The organism is Companilactobacillus kimchii DSM 13961 = JCM 10707 (genome assembly GCF_001435445.1).
GTDB lineage: Bacteria > Bacillota > Bacilli > Lactobacillales > Lactobacillaceae > Companilactobacillus > Companilactobacillus kimchii.
In genome coordinates, this window is the sequence record NZ_AZDH01000017.1 from 317,542 (window position 1) to 334,517 (window position 16,976).

14 protein-coding genes are annotated in these 16,976 nt (G+C 36.4%); 4 read left to right on the top strand and 10 right to left on the bottom strand.

The genetic code is table 11. The annotated features are described in order from the left end of the window. Nucleotides 1-84: 84 nt before the first annotated feature. The 3 genes from pyk to dnaE all read right to left on the bottom strand — a co-directional run bounded on the left by pyk (nucleotide 85) and on the right by dnaE (nucleotide 6,305). Nucleotides 85-1,854 carry a pyruvate kinase gene (gene pyk / locus FC97_RS08470; RefSeq protein WP_054642293.1) on the bottom strand — a complete coding sequence of 590 codons (1,770 nt, stop codon included), beginning with the start codon at nucleotides 1,852-1,854 and terminating at the stop codon, nucleotides 85-87. A 63-nt stretch (nucleotides 1,855-1,917) separates the two neighbouring features. Further along, nucleotides 1,918-2,877, bottom strand: a complete 960-nt coding sequence (pfkA, locus tag FC97_RS08475) for a 6-phosphofructokinase (RefSeq protein ID WP_054642294.1) — start codon at nucleotides 2,875-2,877, stop codon at nucleotides 1,918-1,920. A 104-nt stretch (nucleotides 2,878-2,981) separates the two neighbouring features. Then, nucleotides 2,982-6,305: a DNA polymerase III subunit alpha gene (gene dnaE / locus FC97_RS08480; RefSeq protein ID WP_054642295.1), complete on the bottom strand. Its 3,324-nt coding sequence runs from the start codon at nucleotides 6,303-6,305 to the stop codon at nucleotides 2,982-2,984. Between the two features lie 102 nt (nucleotides 6,306-6,407). Between dnaE and FC97_RS08485 the strand changes: the two genes are divergently transcribed. Further along, entirely contained in the window at nucleotides 6,408-6,605 is a 198-nt protein-coding gene (locus FC97_RS08485; RefSeq protein ID WP_054642354.1) for a YjzD family protein, read from the top strand. Between the two features lie 99 nt (nucleotides 6,606-6,704). Here the strand turns inward: FC97_RS08485 and FC97_RS08490 are convergent, their stop codons facing one another. The 7 genes from FC97_RS08490 to obgE form a co-directional block, all read right to left on the bottom strand. Then, on the bottom strand, nucleotides 6,705-7,439 hold the full coding sequence (locus FC97_RS08490; RefSeq protein WP_054642296.1) for a hypothetical protein: 735 nt from the start codon (nucleotides 7,437-7,439) through the stop codon (nucleotides 6,705-6,707). A 64-nt stretch (nucleotides 7,440-7,503) separates the two neighbouring features. Further along, nucleotides 7,504-7,686: a 50S ribosomal protein L32 gene (rpmF, locus tag FC97_RS08495; RefSeq protein ID WP_025085314.1), complete on the bottom strand. Its 183-nt coding sequence runs from the start codon at nucleotides 7,684-7,686 to the stop codon at nucleotides 7,504-7,506. 87 nt (nucleotides 7,687-7,773) lie between these two features. After that, nucleotides 7,774-8,097 (bottom strand): lipopolysaccharide assembly protein LapA domain-containing protein, encoded by a 324-nt coding sequence (locus FC97_RS08500; RefSeq protein ID WP_054642297.1) that lies wholly within the window; start codon nucleotides 8,095-8,097, stop codon nucleotides 7,774-7,776. 11 nt (nucleotides 8,098-8,108) lie between these two features. Continuing rightward, nucleotides 8,109-8,906 (bottom strand): SDR family NAD(P)-dependent oxidoreductase, encoded by a 798-nt coding sequence (locus tag FC97_RS08505; RefSeq protein WP_054642298.1) that lies wholly within the window; start codon nucleotides 8,904-8,906, stop codon nucleotides 8,109-8,111. 14 nt (nucleotides 8,907-8,920) lie between these two features. Next, nucleotides 8,921-9,847, bottom strand: a complete 927-nt coding sequence (gene rnz / locus FC97_RS08510; RefSeq protein ID WP_054642299.1) for a ribonuclease Z — start codon at nucleotides 9,845-9,847, stop codon at nucleotides 8,921-8,923. A gap of 20 nt (nucleotides 9,848-9,867) precedes the next feature. Further along, complete coding sequence (locus FC97_RS08515) at nucleotides 9,868-11,793, bottom strand: acyltransferase family protein (RefSeq protein WP_054642300.1); 1,926 nt, start codon at nucleotides 11,791-11,793, stop codon at nucleotides 9,868-9,870. Between the two features lie 12 nt (nucleotides 11,794-11,805). After that, nucleotides 11,806-13,080 (bottom strand): GTPase ObgE, encoded by a 1,275-nt coding sequence (obgE, locus tag FC97_RS08520; protein ID WP_054642301.1) that lies wholly within the window; start codon nucleotides 13,078-13,080, stop codon nucleotides 11,806-11,808. Between the two features lie 200 nt (nucleotides 13,081-13,280). Between obgE and FC97_RS08525 the strand changes: the two genes are divergently transcribed. From FC97_RS08525 to FC97_RS08535, 3 genes are read left to right on the top strand one after another with little or no spacing between them, the layout of a single operon-like run. Beyond that, the gene (locus FC97_RS08525) at nucleotides 13,281-14,033 is read left to right on the top strand and encodes a DeoR/GlpR family DNA-binding transcription regulator (RefSeq protein ID WP_054642355.1); all 753 of its coding nucleotides are present in this window, start codon (nucleotides 13,281-13,283) and stop codon (nucleotides 14,031-14,033) included. Further along, nucleotides 14,034-14,954, top strand: a complete 921-nt coding sequence (pfkB, locus tag FC97_RS08530) for a 1-phosphofructokinase (RefSeq protein WP_054642302.1) — start codon at nucleotides 14,034-14,036, stop codon at nucleotides 14,952-14,954. It abuts the gene before it with no gap. A gap of 19 nt (nucleotides 14,955-14,973) precedes the next feature. After that, nucleotides 14,974-16,917, top strand: a complete 1,944-nt coding sequence (locus FC97_RS08535) for a PTS fructose transporter subunit IIABC (protein ID WP_056968082.1) — start codon at nucleotides 14,974-14,976, stop codon at nucleotides 16,915-16,917. Nucleotides 16,918-16,976: the final 59 nt, after the last annotated feature.

Below are 16,976 nucleotides of genomic sequence, written 5' to 3' on the forward strand. Positions count from 1 at the left end.
CGCAAACACAAAAAAACTGAAAGAAACTCGTCAGTTTCTTTCAGTCAATTTATGTTTTAAAGCATGTTTAATTTCATTTAAAAATTAAAGTGAACGTGAAGCACCCTTGTATACAACACCACGTCTTGAATCAACAGTAACAGTGTCACCATCTTTAACAAGTGATGTAGCATTCTTAGCACCAACAACAACAGGTAGACCCATAGCAATACCAACAACGGCTGCATGTGATGTCAAACCACCGTTTTCAACAACAACGGCACTAGCTTTTTCAAGAGCTGGTAGGTAATCCTTATCTGTCATCTTTGTAACAAGAATATCGCCTTCGTTAACCTTCTTGTTAGCTTCTTCAGCTGAGTTAGCAACTACAACGTTACCAACAACTGATTCTTCACCAACACCTTGGCCTTTAACCAATGTTGATCCAATTAATTGAACCTTCATCAAGTTAGTTGTACCTGTTTCACCAACAGGAACACCGGCAACAACAAGAATTAAATCGCCTTCCTTAGCAAAGCCAAGTTCTTGAGCTTTCTTAGCAGCTAAGTCAAACATTTCATCAGTGTTTTCTGGCTTGTCAACGATAACTGGATCAACACCCCAGTTAACTGTCAAACCACGTTGTGTAGTTTCATCGAATGTTAGAGCTAAGATATCAGCACTTGGACGGTATTTAGAAATCATACGTGCAGTGTAACCTGATTTAGTAGCTGTAACGATTGTATTGATGTTTAGTTCTTCAGCTGTTCTAACAACTGATTCACCGATTGATTCTGTAACGTTTGAACCCTTATAATCTTCGAAACGTTGGATTGCAAGTGAGTTATTCTTGTCTAATTGTTGTTCTGTACGTTCGTCGATACGAGCCATAGCAGCAACAGCTTCAACAGGGTAGTCACCATTAGCACTTTCACCTGAAAGCATTGTAGCATCTGTACCATCAAGAACAGAGTTAGCAACATCAGTAACTTCGGCACGTGTAGGACGTGGGTTTTCTTGCATTGAATCAAGCATTTGTGTAGCTGTGATAACTGGTTTACCAAGAGCATTACACTTCTTGATCAATGATTTTTGAACGAATGGTACGTTTTCGAATGGAATTTCAACACCCATGTCACCACGAGCAATCATCAAACCATCTGAAACTTTAAGAATAGAATCGATGTTATCGATACCTTCTTGTGATTCGATCTTAGGGAAGATTTGTACGTATTCACAGTGTTTTTCTTCAAGGATTGCACGAATATCTAGGACATCTTGAGCTTTACGAACGAATGAAGCTGAGATGAAGTTAATACCTTGTTCCAAACCAAAACGAATATCGTCTGAATCTTTTTCTGTGATACCTGGTAGACGAACTTCAACACCAGGAGCATTGATACTCTTTCTTGAACCGATCATACCGTCATTTTGAACAACAGTAACCAATTCACGGTTCTTGTCATCTTTTTCAGTAATCTTCAAGTCAACAAGACCATCATCGATCAATACGTGACCACCAACATGTGTATCATCGTATAGACCAGGATATGTAGAAGCAATCTTTTCAGGAGTACCTGTTAATGAGTCATCCATTGAGATACGGATTGTTTGACCAATCTTAGCTTCAAACTTGTTACCTTCTTGAACAGTAGTACGGATTTCAGCACCTTTAGTATCAAGAACGATACCTACAGTCTTGCCTGTAATCTTTTCAGCTTCGTGTACCATTTCCATACGAGCTTTATGTTCTGGGTGATCACCATGTGAGAAGTTGAAACGGAAGATATTAGCTCCGGCTTCAATCAACTTAACGATTGTGTCAACATCGTTACTGGCAGGTCCAAGTGTACTTACAATTTTAGTTCTTTTCATCGAGAATCCCCTTTTCTTGTTTTCATCGTTTATTGTAACAAATTAAAACGTTATATGCTTAACTTATCTGCTTAAAGATTCATTTAAGTCATATAATGATAAATCAGGTTTGTGCTTGCTATCGAACAAGTCAAGAATGTCATGAGAAGTAATCTTGTTGTTTTCGATACCAACAGCAAGACCACCCTTGCCGTCAAGAAGCAAATCAACAGCATAAGCACCCATCTTACTTGCTAAGACACGATCCTTAACTGTTGGTGAACCACCACGTTGTACGTGTCCTAAGACAGTAGCACGTGAATCAAAATCACCATACTTATCTAATTCCTTCTTGAAGTCATCGGCATGCATAACACCTTCGGCCAAAACAATAATCATGTTCTTGTTACCGTTTTGACGGCCTTCTTTAACTTCTTCAGCAATTTCCTTGATGTCAAAATCACGTTCTGGAACGATAATCTTTTGAGCACCACCGGCAACACCAGCCCAAAGAGCCACGTCACCAGCACCTCTACCCATTACTTCAACAATAAATGTTCTTTCATGGGAGCTAGCAGTATCATGCAACTTATCAATGGCATCAACAGCTGTAGATACAGCTGTATCAAAACCAATTGTAAAGTCAGTAAATGGAATATCATTATCAATTGTTCCTGGTAGACCAATTGCGTTGTAACCATGTTCTGTTAAACGCAATGCACCATGGTAAGAACCATCTCCACCAATAACAACTAATGCATCAATTCCAAATTTCTTTAATTGCTCAATACCCTTGAGTTGACCTTCTACGTTAGCAAATTCAGGATATCTTGCAGAATACAAGAATGTACCACCACGTTGAATACGGTCAGATACGTCTTCGCTTGTTAGTGGGAAAATATCACCAGCAACCAAACCAGCATATCCATAATTGATACCAAACACTTCAAGCCCTTTATCAATGGCTCTACGTGTGACTGCTCTAATAGCAGCGTTCATACCAGGGGCATCTCCACCACTGGTTAAAATACCAATACGCTTCATTTGTTCACACTCCAAAATTATTTGTTTCTAAAACAAAACCTAATCAAATATAACATTTTTATAGGTTAGTTTGTAGAGCTGAAAACGTTTTTCAAGCAAATTTGTTAGTCTTTTTTTAAGAAAACACTTTTTTCGCCTAAGAAATCTTTCAATTGACTCTGCACATTATTATTAAAGCCTATCCAACGATTAGATTTCAACAGTAATGCTTGCTTCTTTTTTTCCCGATAAATAATAACTGGCATTTTCCCGGGATAATGTTCGATCAAACGATATAACTTCTCTAAATTATCAGGTGTATCAAGATTCTTCGTAACTCGAAGATAGAGTTTCTCGCTTGGTAATTGGACAGTATATTGTTTAGGATCACTTAGTCGATCAGCGATAAATTCTAAATCACCTCGCTGCCCCACATTACTGTGACCATCGAACAAGAAAATTTTACCATCTAATTCCATATTTTCAATCCTTTGAAAAACTTTAGGAAAAATTGTTACTGATATACTGCCAGACTCGTCTTCAATTGTCATAAAACACATTCTCTGACCTTTTTTAGTTCTAATAACTCGTAAATTCTTAATTAGTCCCAAAATTTTTACAGAAATATTCTGAACCATTTTCAGTTCAGATATCTTCTTAGTGGAAATGTTTAATAGTTTACTACGATATCTTTCAACTGGATGTCCAGAAACATAGACACCTAAATATTCTTTTTCCTGATTGAGTCTCTCCGTCAAAGTAAAATCGTCAACTTCGTGTTTTTTTGGATCTAGAACATCAAATAGTGACAAATTACTACCTGCCAATTGGATGCTCTCTATTAAGTCTCGAAAATCGTATAGTAATTCTTTACGATTCTTATTAAACGAATCAAAAGCACCAGCCAAGATCAATGGCTCCAAATAATCATTCTTAACAAACCTTGGGTCTATTCGCTGCAAAAAATTTAACGCACTCGTAAATGGTCCATTCTTTTCACGCTGTTCAACAATCGATTGAGCTAAGTCTCGACGCATCCCTTTGACACTTAACAGACCGAACCGTATTGCTTTATTAGCTGAACTAAATTCATAAGAGCTCAAGTTGATATCAACATTCAAAATCTTAATTTGCTGATCTTTAGCATCTTGTACATAAGTTGAAACCTTATTCTCATTGTTCAAATTAGAATTCAACAAACAAGCGAAGAATGCATCTGCAAAATGAACTTTGATATAGGCCAACCAAAAGGCAATCATCGAATATGCAACCGCATGGGATTTATTAAATCCATAGTTACCAAACTTTTCGATATATTGATAAACCTTTTCAGCCGATTCTTTAGTATGCCCTTGACCAACAGCACCATTAATAAATTTTTGTCGGTTTTCTTCAATCAATCGTTCGTTTTTCTTACTAATAGCTCGACGTAAAATATCCGCATCTGCCAACGAGAAATTAGCCATTTGTGACGATGCTTGCATAACCTGCTCCTGATACACCAAAATACCATAAGTTGGTCGCAATAATTCCTCTAAAGATTTATCTGGATAAGTTACTGGCTCTTGACCATGTTTTCGTGCAATGAATGTAGCAATGTTTTGCATTGGACCAGGACGATACAGTGCATTAGTTGCCACAATATCGTCAAAGCTAGTCGGTACAAGCCGTCTTAAAACACTCCTAATACCATCTGATTCAAATTGAAAAACTCCGTCTGTGGCCCCTCTCTGGAACAATTCTAGCGTTTTAGGATCATTCAGAGGTATTTTCTCCGGAATAAATTCACGACCATAATCTCTTGAGATTATTTGAATAGCCTTATCCAAAATCGTTAAATTCTTTAAACCTAGGAAATCCATCTTTAACAATCCAACACTCTCAACATTATTTTTAGTCTGTTGTGTTAGATTGATGCCATCATCTTCCAGCTGAACAGCCACAATATCAGTCATCTTTTTCTTACTTAAAACGATTCCCGCAGCATGTTTGGAGTAATGTCGTGGAATACCTTCAATTCGTTTAGCCACTTGATAGATCAATTCATTTTCACGAGAATTATTGATCAAATTTCTCAAAGTACTAGATTCATCAAAAGATTCTTGTAAAGTTATATTCAATTTTTTAGGAATGGCATTCGACCACTGTGACATCTGAAACTGTGTTTGACTGAATGTTCTAGCAATATCACGTAAGGCCATCTTAGCAGCCAGAGTCCCAAAGGTGATGATTTGTGCCATATGGTCAGAACCATACTTGTCATGCATATACATAACCATTTCATCACGCCGATTATCAGGTAAATCCAAATCAATATCTGGCATATTTACCCGCTGAGGGTTCAAAAATCGTTCAAATAGCAGATCATATTTAATTGGATCAACTTGTGTAATTCCCAAACAGTATGATACTAATGATCCTGCCGCAGAACCACGCCCTGGACCTGTTTTAATCCCGACTTCATGAGCATGCTTGATAACATCCCAAACAATCAAAAAGTAGTCTGAGAAGCCCATTTTATCAATAACGCTTAATTCATAATCTAATCTCTGAGTATATTCATTAGGAATTTGACCTGCTAGACGTTTATTCAACCCTCTTTGCGTCAATTCTGTTAAAAACTGGATCGAAGATTTGCCATCAGGTGTTTCAAATTCCGGTAGCTCTGTCTCTTTGAATTCAATCTCAACATTACACTGATCAGCAATATGACCAGTATTTTCTACCGCATCTGTCATATCAACTTCTGAAAAATCAGACATAAAATCAGTTGCTGGACGTAAATAATGATCTCCCGTCTCTACAACTTGCTCCAGATTGTCAAAATGTTGTCCTGTACGCAAGTAATTGACTACCTGGTAAGCCAGATGGTCATCAGTCTTAACATAGCGTACATCGCCTAAGGCTGCCATTTTAAGACCATTCAATTTAGATACATCTTTAATAACTCGAACATTATCAATTTGCTCAGAATAAATTCCTACTCCTAAGTAAAGAGCTTCTTTATCAATTAACTTCAATAATTTTTGAATGTAATCTTTTTTATTGTCGACTGTAATAACTTCTGCACCACTTGCTGGAGTAATTACAAAAAGATCTTTCAAATATGCTCTTAAAGTTATTAAATCTAGAGAATTCTTGGATGACATAACTGCTGAAGAAATTTTAATAAGATTTTGATACCCACTATTATTTCTTGCCAATAGAATTAAAGGATAACTATTCTGTTCATCTATCAATCCCTGCGTTTCAATTGTTAAACCAATAATAGGTTTAATACCGGCTTTACGAGCATATTTATAAAAATCTATCGAACCGTATAAATTATTAATATCCGTTAAAGCAATAGCCTTATAGCCTAGTTCCTTAGCCTGATCGACTATCTCCGTCAATTTGGCAGGACTATGCAATAAACTATAACTACTAATGACTTGTAATTGGGCTTGCAATTTAACGCCCCCTTTGTTTAAAATTATATCAAAATCAAGCAGAAGTTTATTGGGTAAAAATCCATTTTGTGCTAAACTACTTGAGAAAGTGAGATGGAAGAAATGAGATATATTGCTGTAATTTTCTGGTCAATCATGTTAGGACAAGTTGCCGGTTTTATCGGTGGTGCCCTAAACCAACAAACTTACAATACAAATTATTCTATCATTGTTAGTATAGTATTCGCTGTCATCTTCAGTGTAATTCCATTGATGCTCGACAGTTCTGTTAAAGAAACAAAGACCGAAAAAAACGCTTAATTTAGATTAAGCGTTTTTTTGTACCATTAAAATTTTTAAATTATAACTAAAAAACTTCAACTCAATTTTCAGAGTTGAAGTTTTTATTTTGTAAGTAAATTAATACTTAGTGATGTACATATAGAAATCTTTAGTCGTCAAATTAATATTATAATTAACTCCCTTAGAAGTGATTGGATCCATTGAAGTCTTAGTAGAATTCTTGTCAGCATTTTTAGTCTGCTTAGCAAAATCCTTTAAAACTTTTTTACCATCAGCTCCTAATAACTTGGAAACAATCATCAAATCTGTAGCAAAATTCTTTTGACCAGTCTTAGATTTGAGATCTTTATAAGAGAACTTTGTTGCAATTCCCATTAATTGGTTATTTTGAACGTTGTAATACCACTTTGTTCCATCATTCTTCTTATGCGTTATAATTCCGTTTTTAGAAATTAATTGTAATTGATCATTTTGTTGTCCTAATGATAGCAATGTATAATTATACGATTGCGCAAAAGTCAGGTAATCTTCAAGTGCCTTAGCTTTTTTTACTTTAACCAACTTAGTCTCTGTCTTATCACCATTAACAGCTTTGATTCTCACATTCTGATCACTTGCTGAAACAGGTATAGAGATAGCAAAATGTCCACCGTCTACAGCTACTTTCTTAGTTTCGCCATTAACTGTATAGGTCAGTTTCTTATAGTTATTAGCTTGACCCTTAACCACAGCAACTAAACCATCTGCACTATATGACTTCTTAGTCGTTGATAAATTTAATTTTGAACACCCTGAGAGCATTAAAAAGAATAGCGGAATAACCAACAACAATAAATACTTTAATTTTTTCATAGTTGTTTCCCCATCTAATTAAAAATATTAAAAAAAAGCCAAGACCAATTGACTTGACTTTTAATTAAGCTTCTTTGTTATCACTGATAACTTTTTCACCCTTGTACATACCTGATGGTGAAACGTGATGACTTAAACGATATTCACCAGTAGCAACGTCGAATTGCATGTTTGGTGTGTTCAATTTAATATGTGCACGTCTTTGACGTTTTCTTTGTTTTGATGATTTTCTCTTTGGAACTGCCATATTTAAAAACTCCTTTATTTATATTACTTAATCAAATCTAACGTTTAATATAATACTATCATAAAAACATTAGAGCAAGCAAAAATCCTATTTTGTTTGCTTTTTTGTATTATTTTCCTTTAAAGCGTCCGCAATTTGGTTATCATGAGACACTTTTACGTTGGAAATTTGTTTTTGTGCATGTCGATTAAGTTTATTTTCTTTTTTATTTCCAGTATTAGCTAAAAGCAATGTGATCAGTGCTCCCAAAAGTAATGAAACAATAATCAAAATAATTAATGGCAACTTCACTCTTGTAAAACCAAAACTGACTGTAACTGGATCTACATTCAACACAGCAAAGATTACCACGATCAAAGCTATAACTAATCCAATGACGAATCTTGATTGTTTACCATTATTATTACTCATTTTTTAACCCTCTATTTGCGATTTCCAAGTGTTGAAGCAAAATAGTCCCCTAAACTTGGTGCTAATTTATAAAGTACCGCTGCTAATTCCATATAACGAGGACGATTAATTTCACGCTTATTTTTATTAAACGTATTAACTATTTCCCAGGCTAACTTATTTGGATCAAGCACAAAATTTTTCACCGAATCAAGATAGTTTCCATTATGATCAGCCACAGAGAAGAAATTAGTTGCTACAGGGCCTGGATTGATAGTCGTTACAAATACACCTAATGGCTTCAATTCAAGTCTTAAACCGTCTGAAAAGGCGATTACAGCCGCTTTAGTAGCTGCATATGCTGCTGATTTAGGAGTTGTGATCTTACCAGCCATTGATCCAACATTAAAAATATGTCCGCGGCCATTATCAATCATTTTGCTAGCAACTAATCTTGTCATTAACATTAAGCCTAAAACGTTCACGCGAAACATCTTTTCAATCTTATCAAAATCTGTTTCTAGATAATTAGAAAAGTCACCAAAACCGGCGGCATTAACCAAGACATCAATATCATCAGTGATTTCAAAAGCCCTTTTTACGCCCTCAGTAATTTGTTGTGGATCACTCATATCAACGCTCAAGTATTCATGGTGAGCACCCTCTGCACCGACACGAATACATTCGTTCTTTACCTGCAACAACTTATCTTCATTACGAGCTACTAATATTAAATTAGCACCGGATTTTGCAGCATTAATAGCTACATCTTTACCAATTCCGGAAGATGCTCCTGTAACCAAAACTGTCTGATTCAATAAATTAACCATAGTCATCCTCTTTTCTATTTGAATGGAACTTCAAACAAATCAAAATCACTAGCCACTTTAGTATTCTTAAAGATTCTTTGAGCTTCTCTTTGCAAAACTAAAGCACCTCTACCAGTATATCTAGCAGAAATATGTGTCAAAATCAATCCTTTTGCATGACATCTTTTGGCCACTTCGGCTGCCTGAGTAGCAGTTGAATGGAAATAATTATAAGCTAGTTTCTTTTCATCGTTAGAAAAAGTTGATTCGTGAACGATTACGTCTGCATCTTGTGATAATTTATCAATTTCTGGAGTATAGCGAGTATCCGAAATGATCGTAACGACCTTACTTGGCTTATCAGGACCAATAAAGTCCTTACCGTTTAGAACCGTACCATCTTCTAAAGTAACCGTCTTACCAGCCTTCAATTGACCGAAAAGTGGACCATTAGGGATATTGTACTTCTGTAAATCATCCACCAAAAGTTCACCAGTCCTTGGTTTCTCAACCACACGATAGCCAAAACAAGTTACTCGATGTTTCAATTCGCCTGCATATACAGTGAAAGTCTTATCGTTAAAGATTTCCCCACCGTTTTTCATCTCAATATATTTGATAGGATAACTTAATCTACTACCGGTTACCTTTAAGGAGGTTTCAACAAACAGCTTGATCCCAACTGGTCCATATATTTCTAAAGGCGAATTTCCACCCTGATTAGAACGACTAGATAACAAACCGGGTAAACCAAAGATATGATCCCCATGTAAATGAGTGATAAAAATTTTTGTGATCTTTCTAGGCTTAATTGCCGTTTTTAAAATTTGATGCTGTGTAGCTTCGCCGACATCAAACAGCCAGACTTCATTTCTTTCATCCAACATTTTTAGAGCTGTACTTGAAACGTTACGGCCCTTTGATGGAACGCCAGCGCCTGTTCCTAAAAATTCTAATTCCATAAAAAATTCCTATTCTACTTCTACTTTTTATCCAATGACTTCAAAATTTCCTTAGCCACGAAGGATGTGTAATACATTGAACCGTCCGGATTTGGATGAACATTATCATCATAGAACCAATCAGTGTGTCCATTTGAATATCCATTCCAATCAATCACGGTCAAATTCTTATACTTACTTTGAGCTTGACTTAGAACACCATTAACGGTCTTTTCCCATGGTCTAGTTGGAACATGAACATTGATCCAATAAACATGACGTTGTGGACCAACCAATGACATAATTTGTCCAAGCTGTTGCATATTGAATGGTCCATTAGTTCCTAAACCAATCAAGACATTAGGTGCTAAGACGCCTTGATCTTTATACTTCTGTAAGATATCTAGACTGGCAGTCAATTGACGACTAACTGCTGCATCAACAACGACCTTCTTGTCATCAAACAACTTCAAGAAATTATCTGATCCATCGGCCATAACCGAATCACCAACAGCTGTTAATGGTACATCCTTTAATCTCTGCAAGTCGATCTGTGTTAAACCATACTTCTCGAATTCGGTATTAATTGGATTATCTTTAGCTGCTTTCTTATATCTAGCATAGTCAGCAGCTGACATCTTACCTGTTGCATTCTGTTTCTTTTTAGCCTTTTTCAGGTTCTCAATAGCTTGCTGTTTCTTTTTCTTATTAGCTTTTTCATTCTTATTAATCTTATTAGCCAATTGACTATGGTTAACATTAGGATTTGGTGCACTAACGGCTTTAACTACACCGTAACAACCTGTAATACTAATTAAAGCAATTACTAGAGCTAAAATACGTTGAATTCCTGTTGAAGATTTAAAGAAATTCTTAACGTCACTCCACTTAGCATGGGCCAAAGGTTGTTCGACGAACCTGAATGAAAATTCAGTTACTAAGACAATTAAAATAACTTCAATCACCGGATATAAAATCGGATGATCTGCAACATTTTTAAACTTAGATTCAAAAAAGATCATAACAGGAAATTGGTATAGGTATAATCCATAACTTCTTGAACCCACAAAATGGAAAACCTTATTGGATAACAAACCATTCCACATAGAATCTGGATGAGCTACAACCGCAATAAAGATACATGTTGTAACAGAGAAGATGAACATCCCGCCACGATAAAGGAATGGATCAGAATCTTTAATTGTGAAAATCATCAACAGCATCAAAGCTAACGACAATAAACCAACAATATTCAATTTCCATTTATCAGATTTTTTAAGACCTTCTTTTAATTTTTCAGCAGGCCAAACTAGTGCTAAGCCACATCCCAAAAGGATTGAGAATAATCTTGTGTCAGTACCATAATAAATTCTACTTGGGTCAACACCCGGCTTAAATAAAATTGCCATCCAAATTGCTGATGCAATGGAAACAATCATAGAAAAGCCAAAAATACGGCCTTTTTTAACATGGAATTTACTAAACAAAATCAACAGAATTGGCCAAATAATATAAAATTGACCTTCAATAGACAACGTCCATAAATGTGTAAATGGTGATTCATTATTGGCAAATCGTTCGAAATACGACTGACCATTAAAAATTTGCCACCAATTATAGACATTCAAAATATTTGTCACAAAAATCTGATCGAAATGGTATAGCAAGTTCTTTAAAAACAAAACAATATATGCCCCCGATGCTAATAATACAAACAGCATCCCTGGGTACAATCTTTTTACTCTTTTTAGATAAAAATTACTTAATGAAAACGAACCACCATAATCTACAGTATTAAAGAAATGATCTGTGATTAAGTATCCAGATATTAGGAAGAAGATTGGCACTCCCAAATATCCACCGGAAAAAACATTAGGATTTAAGTGATACATGATAACACCTATAACCCCTAAAGTACGTAGTCCATCAAATCCAGTAATAAATCTTCTTTTCGGTGATTTATTCATTATTTCTAGCCCCTAAATAAATTCAAAAGTAAAGTCAAGAATTGTAACTGAATCACCTGATTCGGCCCCTGCCTCAATCAAAGCGTCTTCAATACCCATTGACTTCAATTGTCTAGCAAAACGCATAATTCCATCTTGATGATCCAAATTAGTTCTTTGAAGAAGTAATTCAACTCGATCACCTTTAACAACAAAACTATGTTCAGCATCTTTTTCAATAGTAAATTGCTTCTTCTCTGGCTCAAAGTTGTATTCTTTAGAATCGTCAGTTTGTACATCAATGTGAATTGGTTCCGCCTTGGATAATACTTCACTAGTATGATTCATCAGATCTTTAACACCTGTATGTTGAACACTTGAAATAGGGAAAATATCAGCATCAGCATCCAATTTCTCTTTAAATTCTGCCAAGCGTTCTTCAGAACCAGGAATATCTAACTTAGTTGGCACAATAATTTCTGGACGTTTCAAAACATTTGCATCGTAATTACCTAGTTCTTTACGGATAGCTAAATAGTCATCATAAGGTTCACGACCATTATTAGGATCCATATCAACTAAATGTAGGATAACTCTAGTTCTTTCAACGTGGCGTAAGAATTGAATCCCCAAACCAACACCGTTAGAAGCTCCTTCAATTAATCCTGGCAAATCAGCAATAACAAAATCTTGCCCATTTTCCAACTTAACCATTCCTAAATTAGGAGATAAAGTTGTAAAGTGATATGCAGCAATCTTAGGTTTAGCAGAAGTTGCTACAGATAATAAAGTAGACTTCCCAACTGATGGGAATCCAACCAAACCAACATCCGCAATCAACTTCAATTCAAGCTTCAAATGCTTTTCTTGACCAGGTTCACCATTTTCGGCTACTTCTGGTGCTTGGTTCTTAGATGTAGCGAAGTGAATATTACCACGACCACCATCTCCACCTTTAGCAACAACTAGTTCTTGGTTATTCTCGGTTAAATCTCCGACTAATCTACCACTATCTTCATCATAAATTGATGTTCCTGTAGGAACGACAATGTAAACTGGATCAGCCTTGTGACCATACATTCCCTTGATTTGGCCATTTTGACCAGGTTGAGCTTTAAAAATTCTCTTGTATCTAAAGTCCATTAAGGTATTCATACCTTCATTAGCCTTTAAAATTATGTCGCCTCCGCGACCACCGTCTCCACCTGAAGGTCCGCCAAGTGGTACATACTTTTCGTGGCGGAAGGCAACAGCGCCGTCTCCACCCTTACCAGATTTTACGGTGATTTTAACGTTATCTACAAACATTAAAATCCCCCTTTCTAAACTTAATTATCATTTCTAAATTTTAGCACAAAAACATACTTCATAATACTTTGAAGTATAATTGATTGTCCAGAAATTTATTAATCGGTTGATATCTTTTGGAAGATTTTGAAAGATTTTGAGTTTTTATGATTGATTTTGAATGAATATGGAGGTATTATATTTTTTGCGAGGTGATGAAAGTGCTTACTGAAGAAAGACAACAAATTATTTTAGAACAATTAAAAATACACAATATTGTCAAACTCCACGATTTAATTCCATTAACGGGTGCTTCTGAATCTACCTTGCGTCGTGATTTGCAAGATCTTGAGAATTGTCACAAGTTATTACGAATCCACGGCGGTGCTCAAAACGTCATTTCATTACATGAGGAACCAGCGCTTTCTCAAAAAGCAGCTGTACATATTAATGAAAAGAAACTGATCGGTCAAACAGCCGCAAGTTTAGTTAGAAATCATGAAGTAATCTTTTTAGATTCCGGAACTACCATTCAATTCATGATCCCCTACTTAATAGAACATAACGACTTGTTAGTCATTACCAATAGTGTCGACAACGCTTCGATGTTGGCCGATTATAACGTGAACACATTTCTTCCTGGGGGAAAGTTAAAATCATCTACAAAGGCATTGATTGGTGCAAACATCATTCAAACACTTGAAAGATATCACTTTGATCGCGCTTTTCTCGGTACCAATGGTTTTTCTATTGATGCTGGTTACACAACACCAGATCCTGAAGAAGCAGCTATTAAGAGTTTGGCGATCACGCAATCGAATCAATCTTATGTACTATCCGATAGTTCCAAGTTTTCGCAAGTTAGTTTTAGTCGTTTTGCAACTTTAGATGAAGTTCCATTAATAACAAGCAGACTATCAGAAAAAGAAGCTAATGCTTTGAAAAAATTTACTAAGATAACGGAGGCAATCTAGTTGATCTATACAATTACAGTTAATCCCTCAATTGATTACGTTTTACAATTGAAGAATTTAAATACTGGTGAAGTTAACCGTACTCAAAACGATGTTAAACTTCCTGGAGGAAAAGGAATCAATGTTTCTAGAATTATGAAGGAACTTAATATTGATTCCACAGCGCTTGGTTTTGTTGGTGGTGCTACAGGTTCAATGTTTGAAGAATTGCTTTCTCAACACAACCTAAAAACTTCCTTTACTAGAGTTAAGGAAGACACTCGTATCAATGTCAAAATTAACGCTACTGAACAAAACGAGGAAACAGAAATTAACGGTGCCGGTCCTACCATCAGCAATGAAGAACAAACTAATTTCATGAATAATTTAAGTGAAATTGGCAAGGGTGATATCGTTGTTATGGCTGGAAGCCTTTCCAGAAATCTCAATACTAATTTTTATTTAGATATTGCTGAAAAAATTCAAAAGCAAGGTGCCGAATTCATCATTGATACTACTGGTCAAGCCCTGTTGGATACTTTGCCACTACACCCATTAGTCGTAAAACCAAATCATCATGAACTAGCTGACTTGTTCGACGTTACTTTCAAAGATGAACAAGAAATCATTACTTACGCTAGAAAACTTTTGGACAAAGGGGCTAAGCATGTCTTAGTTTCTATGGCTGGAGATGGTGCTTTACTAGTTACTAAGGATAAAGCCTATAAGGCAAATGCTCCTAAAGGAACTGTCATCAATTCAGTTGGTGCCGGCGACTCTATGATTGCCGGATTTGCTGGTACATTCATGGAAACAAACGATCCTATTGAAAGCTTCCATATGGGTGCTGCTTGTGGATCAGCTACTGCCTTCAGTCAAGACATAGCTATTAAAGAAAAAATTGACGAAGTTTATAAGGAAATTTCTATTACAGAAATCTAATTGAGGGGGACTCTTAATAATGGACTTAAAGCAACTATTGTTAAAAGACGCCATGATCATGGACTTGAAAGCTACTACTAAAGAGGATGCCATTGAAGAAATGGTTGATAAGTACTATCAAGTCGGCGTTATTGATGACAAAGAATTATACAAAGCAGATATTTTAAAGCGTGAAGCACAAACAAGTACTGGTATCGGTGAAGGAATTGCCATGCCACATGCTCGTGATAAAGCTGTTAAACGTGCTACAGTTTTATTTGCTAAAAGTGCTAAGGGTATCGATTATAAATCATTAGATGGCCAACCAGCCTACCTATTCTTTATGATTGCTGCTCCAGATGGTGCTGATAATCTTCACTTGCAAGCTCTTGCCGCACTATCATCACTTCTAATCAATCCTGAATTGGTCAAGAACCTAAAGGCTGCTAAAACAGCTGATGAAGTTCAAGAATTATTTGATAAAGCCATGAAAGAAAAGGAAGCCAAGGATAAAGCTGACGAAGAGAAAGAAAAAGCTAAAGCAGCGGCTGCCGCTCAAGCTAGCGATTCTGATGACAAGAAACCTTATGTTGTTGCTGTTACAGCCTGCCCTACTGGTATTGCTCATACATACATGGCTGAAGCTGCTCTAAAAGAACAAGCTGAAAAAATGGGTATCGACATTAAGGTTGAAACTAATGGTTCCGAAGGTGTTAAGCATAAGTTAACCGCCGACGAAATCAACCGTGCTGATGGTGTTATCATCGCTGCCGACAAGAAAGTTGATATGCCTCGTTTTGATGGCAAGCACTTAGTTAACCGTCCTGTTAGTGATGGTATCAACAAAGCCGAAGAATTAATCAACTTAGCTGTTGAACAAAAAGCTCCTGTCTTCCATGCTGAGGGTGGTGCTACCGCAGAAAAAGAAGACACTGAAGAAAAGAAGTCACTTTGGTCAAGAATCTACGCTGATTTAATGAATGGTATTTCCAATATGCTTCCATTCGTTGTTGGTGGTGGTATCTTAATGGCTATTTCCTTCCTATTGGAAAACTCCGTTGGTGCTCATTCACAATGGTTCCTCTTCTTTAATAATGTTGGTAATTACGCCTTCAGTTTCTTGATCCCTGTTCTAGCTGCCTACATCGCGGTTTCAATCGGTGATCGTCCTGCCTTGCTACCTGGTTTCGTTGGTGGTTACATGGCTTCCCAAGCTACAGCTTCTGTAGTTAGTTCCAAGAGTCCTGCCGGCTTTATTGGTGGTCTTCTAGCTGGTTTCATTGCTGGATGGGTAGTTGTTTTCTTAAAGAAATGGCTCAAGAACCTGCCTCACTCACTAGCTGGTCTTAAGACTATCTTGATTTACCCAGTACTAGGACTGCTCTTCACTGGAGCTATCATGTACTTTGCTGTTGATCCAATCTTCGCCGTTGTTAATGCCGCTATTACTCACTTCCTAGAATCAATGGGTACTGGTAATGCTGTTATCTTAGGTACATTACTTGGTGGTATGATGTCTATCGATATGGGTGGTCCTTTCAACAAGGCTGCTTACACATTTGCCATTGGTACATTTACTGCAACCCAAGATGGTGCTTTGATGGCTGCCGTTATGGTTGGTGGTATGGTTCCTCCTCTAGCTATTGCGATTGCAACAACATTCTGGAAGAACAAGTTTACTGAACAAGAAAGACAAGCCGGTCTTTCAAACTACATTTTAGGTTTATCATTCATTACTGAAGGTGCTATTCCATTTGCTGCCGGAGATCCATTGCACGTTATCGTATCAAGTGTTATCGGCTCTGCTATCGGTGGTGGTTTGACACAACTATGGGGCGTTAACGTTCCTGCTCCTCACGGTGGTATCTTCGTTACACCATTAGCTAACAAACCATTACTTTACTTATTAGCTGTTGTTATCGGTGCTGTAATTTCTGGTGTTATCTACGGTGTTTGGAAACCTGCTAAAAAAGAAAATAAATAAATCCCGTTATAAACGGACAAAAAACTATTTAACTGACTAGGAAGTTAGCTAAATAGTTT

Coding starts and splice junctions, on each gene's coding strand:
- FC97_RS08500 (WP_054642297.1), bottom strand. CDS start 8,097: ATGAGTAATAATAATGGTAAACAATCAAGATTCGTCATTGGATTAGTT.
- FC97_RS08515 (WP_054642300.1), bottom strand. CDS start 11,793: ATGAATAAATCACCGAAAAGAAGATTTATTACTGGATTTGATGGACTA.
- pyk (WP_054642293.1), bottom strand. CDS start 1,854: ATGAAAAGAACTAAAATTGTAAGTACACTTGGACCTGCCAGTAACGAT.
- pfkA (WP_054642294.1), bottom strand. CDS start 2,877: ATGAAGCGTATTGGTATTTTAACCAGTGGTGGAGATGCCCCTGGTATG.
- FC97_RS08535 (WP_056968082.1), top strand. CDS start 14,974: ATGGACTTAAAGCAACTATTGTTAAAAGACGCCATGATCATGGACTTG.
- FC97_RS08490 (WP_054642296.1), bottom strand. CDS start 7,439: ATGAAAAAATTAAAGTATTTATTGTTGTTGGTTATTCCGCTATTCTTT.
- FC97_RS08505 (WP_054642298.1), bottom strand. CDS start 8,906: ATGGTTAATTTATTGAATCAGACAGTTTTGGTTACAGGAGCATCTTCC.
- rnz (WP_054642299.1), bottom strand. CDS start 9,847: ATGGAATTAGAATTTTTAGGAACAGGCGCTGGCGTTCCATCAAAGGGC.
- FC97_RS08485 (WP_054642354.1), top strand. CDS start 6,408: ATGAGATATATTGCTGTAATTTTCTGGTCAATCATGTTAGGACAAGTT.
- obgE (WP_054642301.1), bottom strand. CDS start 13,080: ATGTTTGTAGATAACGTTAAAATCACCGTAAAATCTGGTAAGGGTGGA.
- rpmF (WP_025085314.1), bottom strand. CDS start 7,686: ATGGCAGTTCCAAAGAGAAAATCATCAAAACAAAGAAAACGTCAAAGA.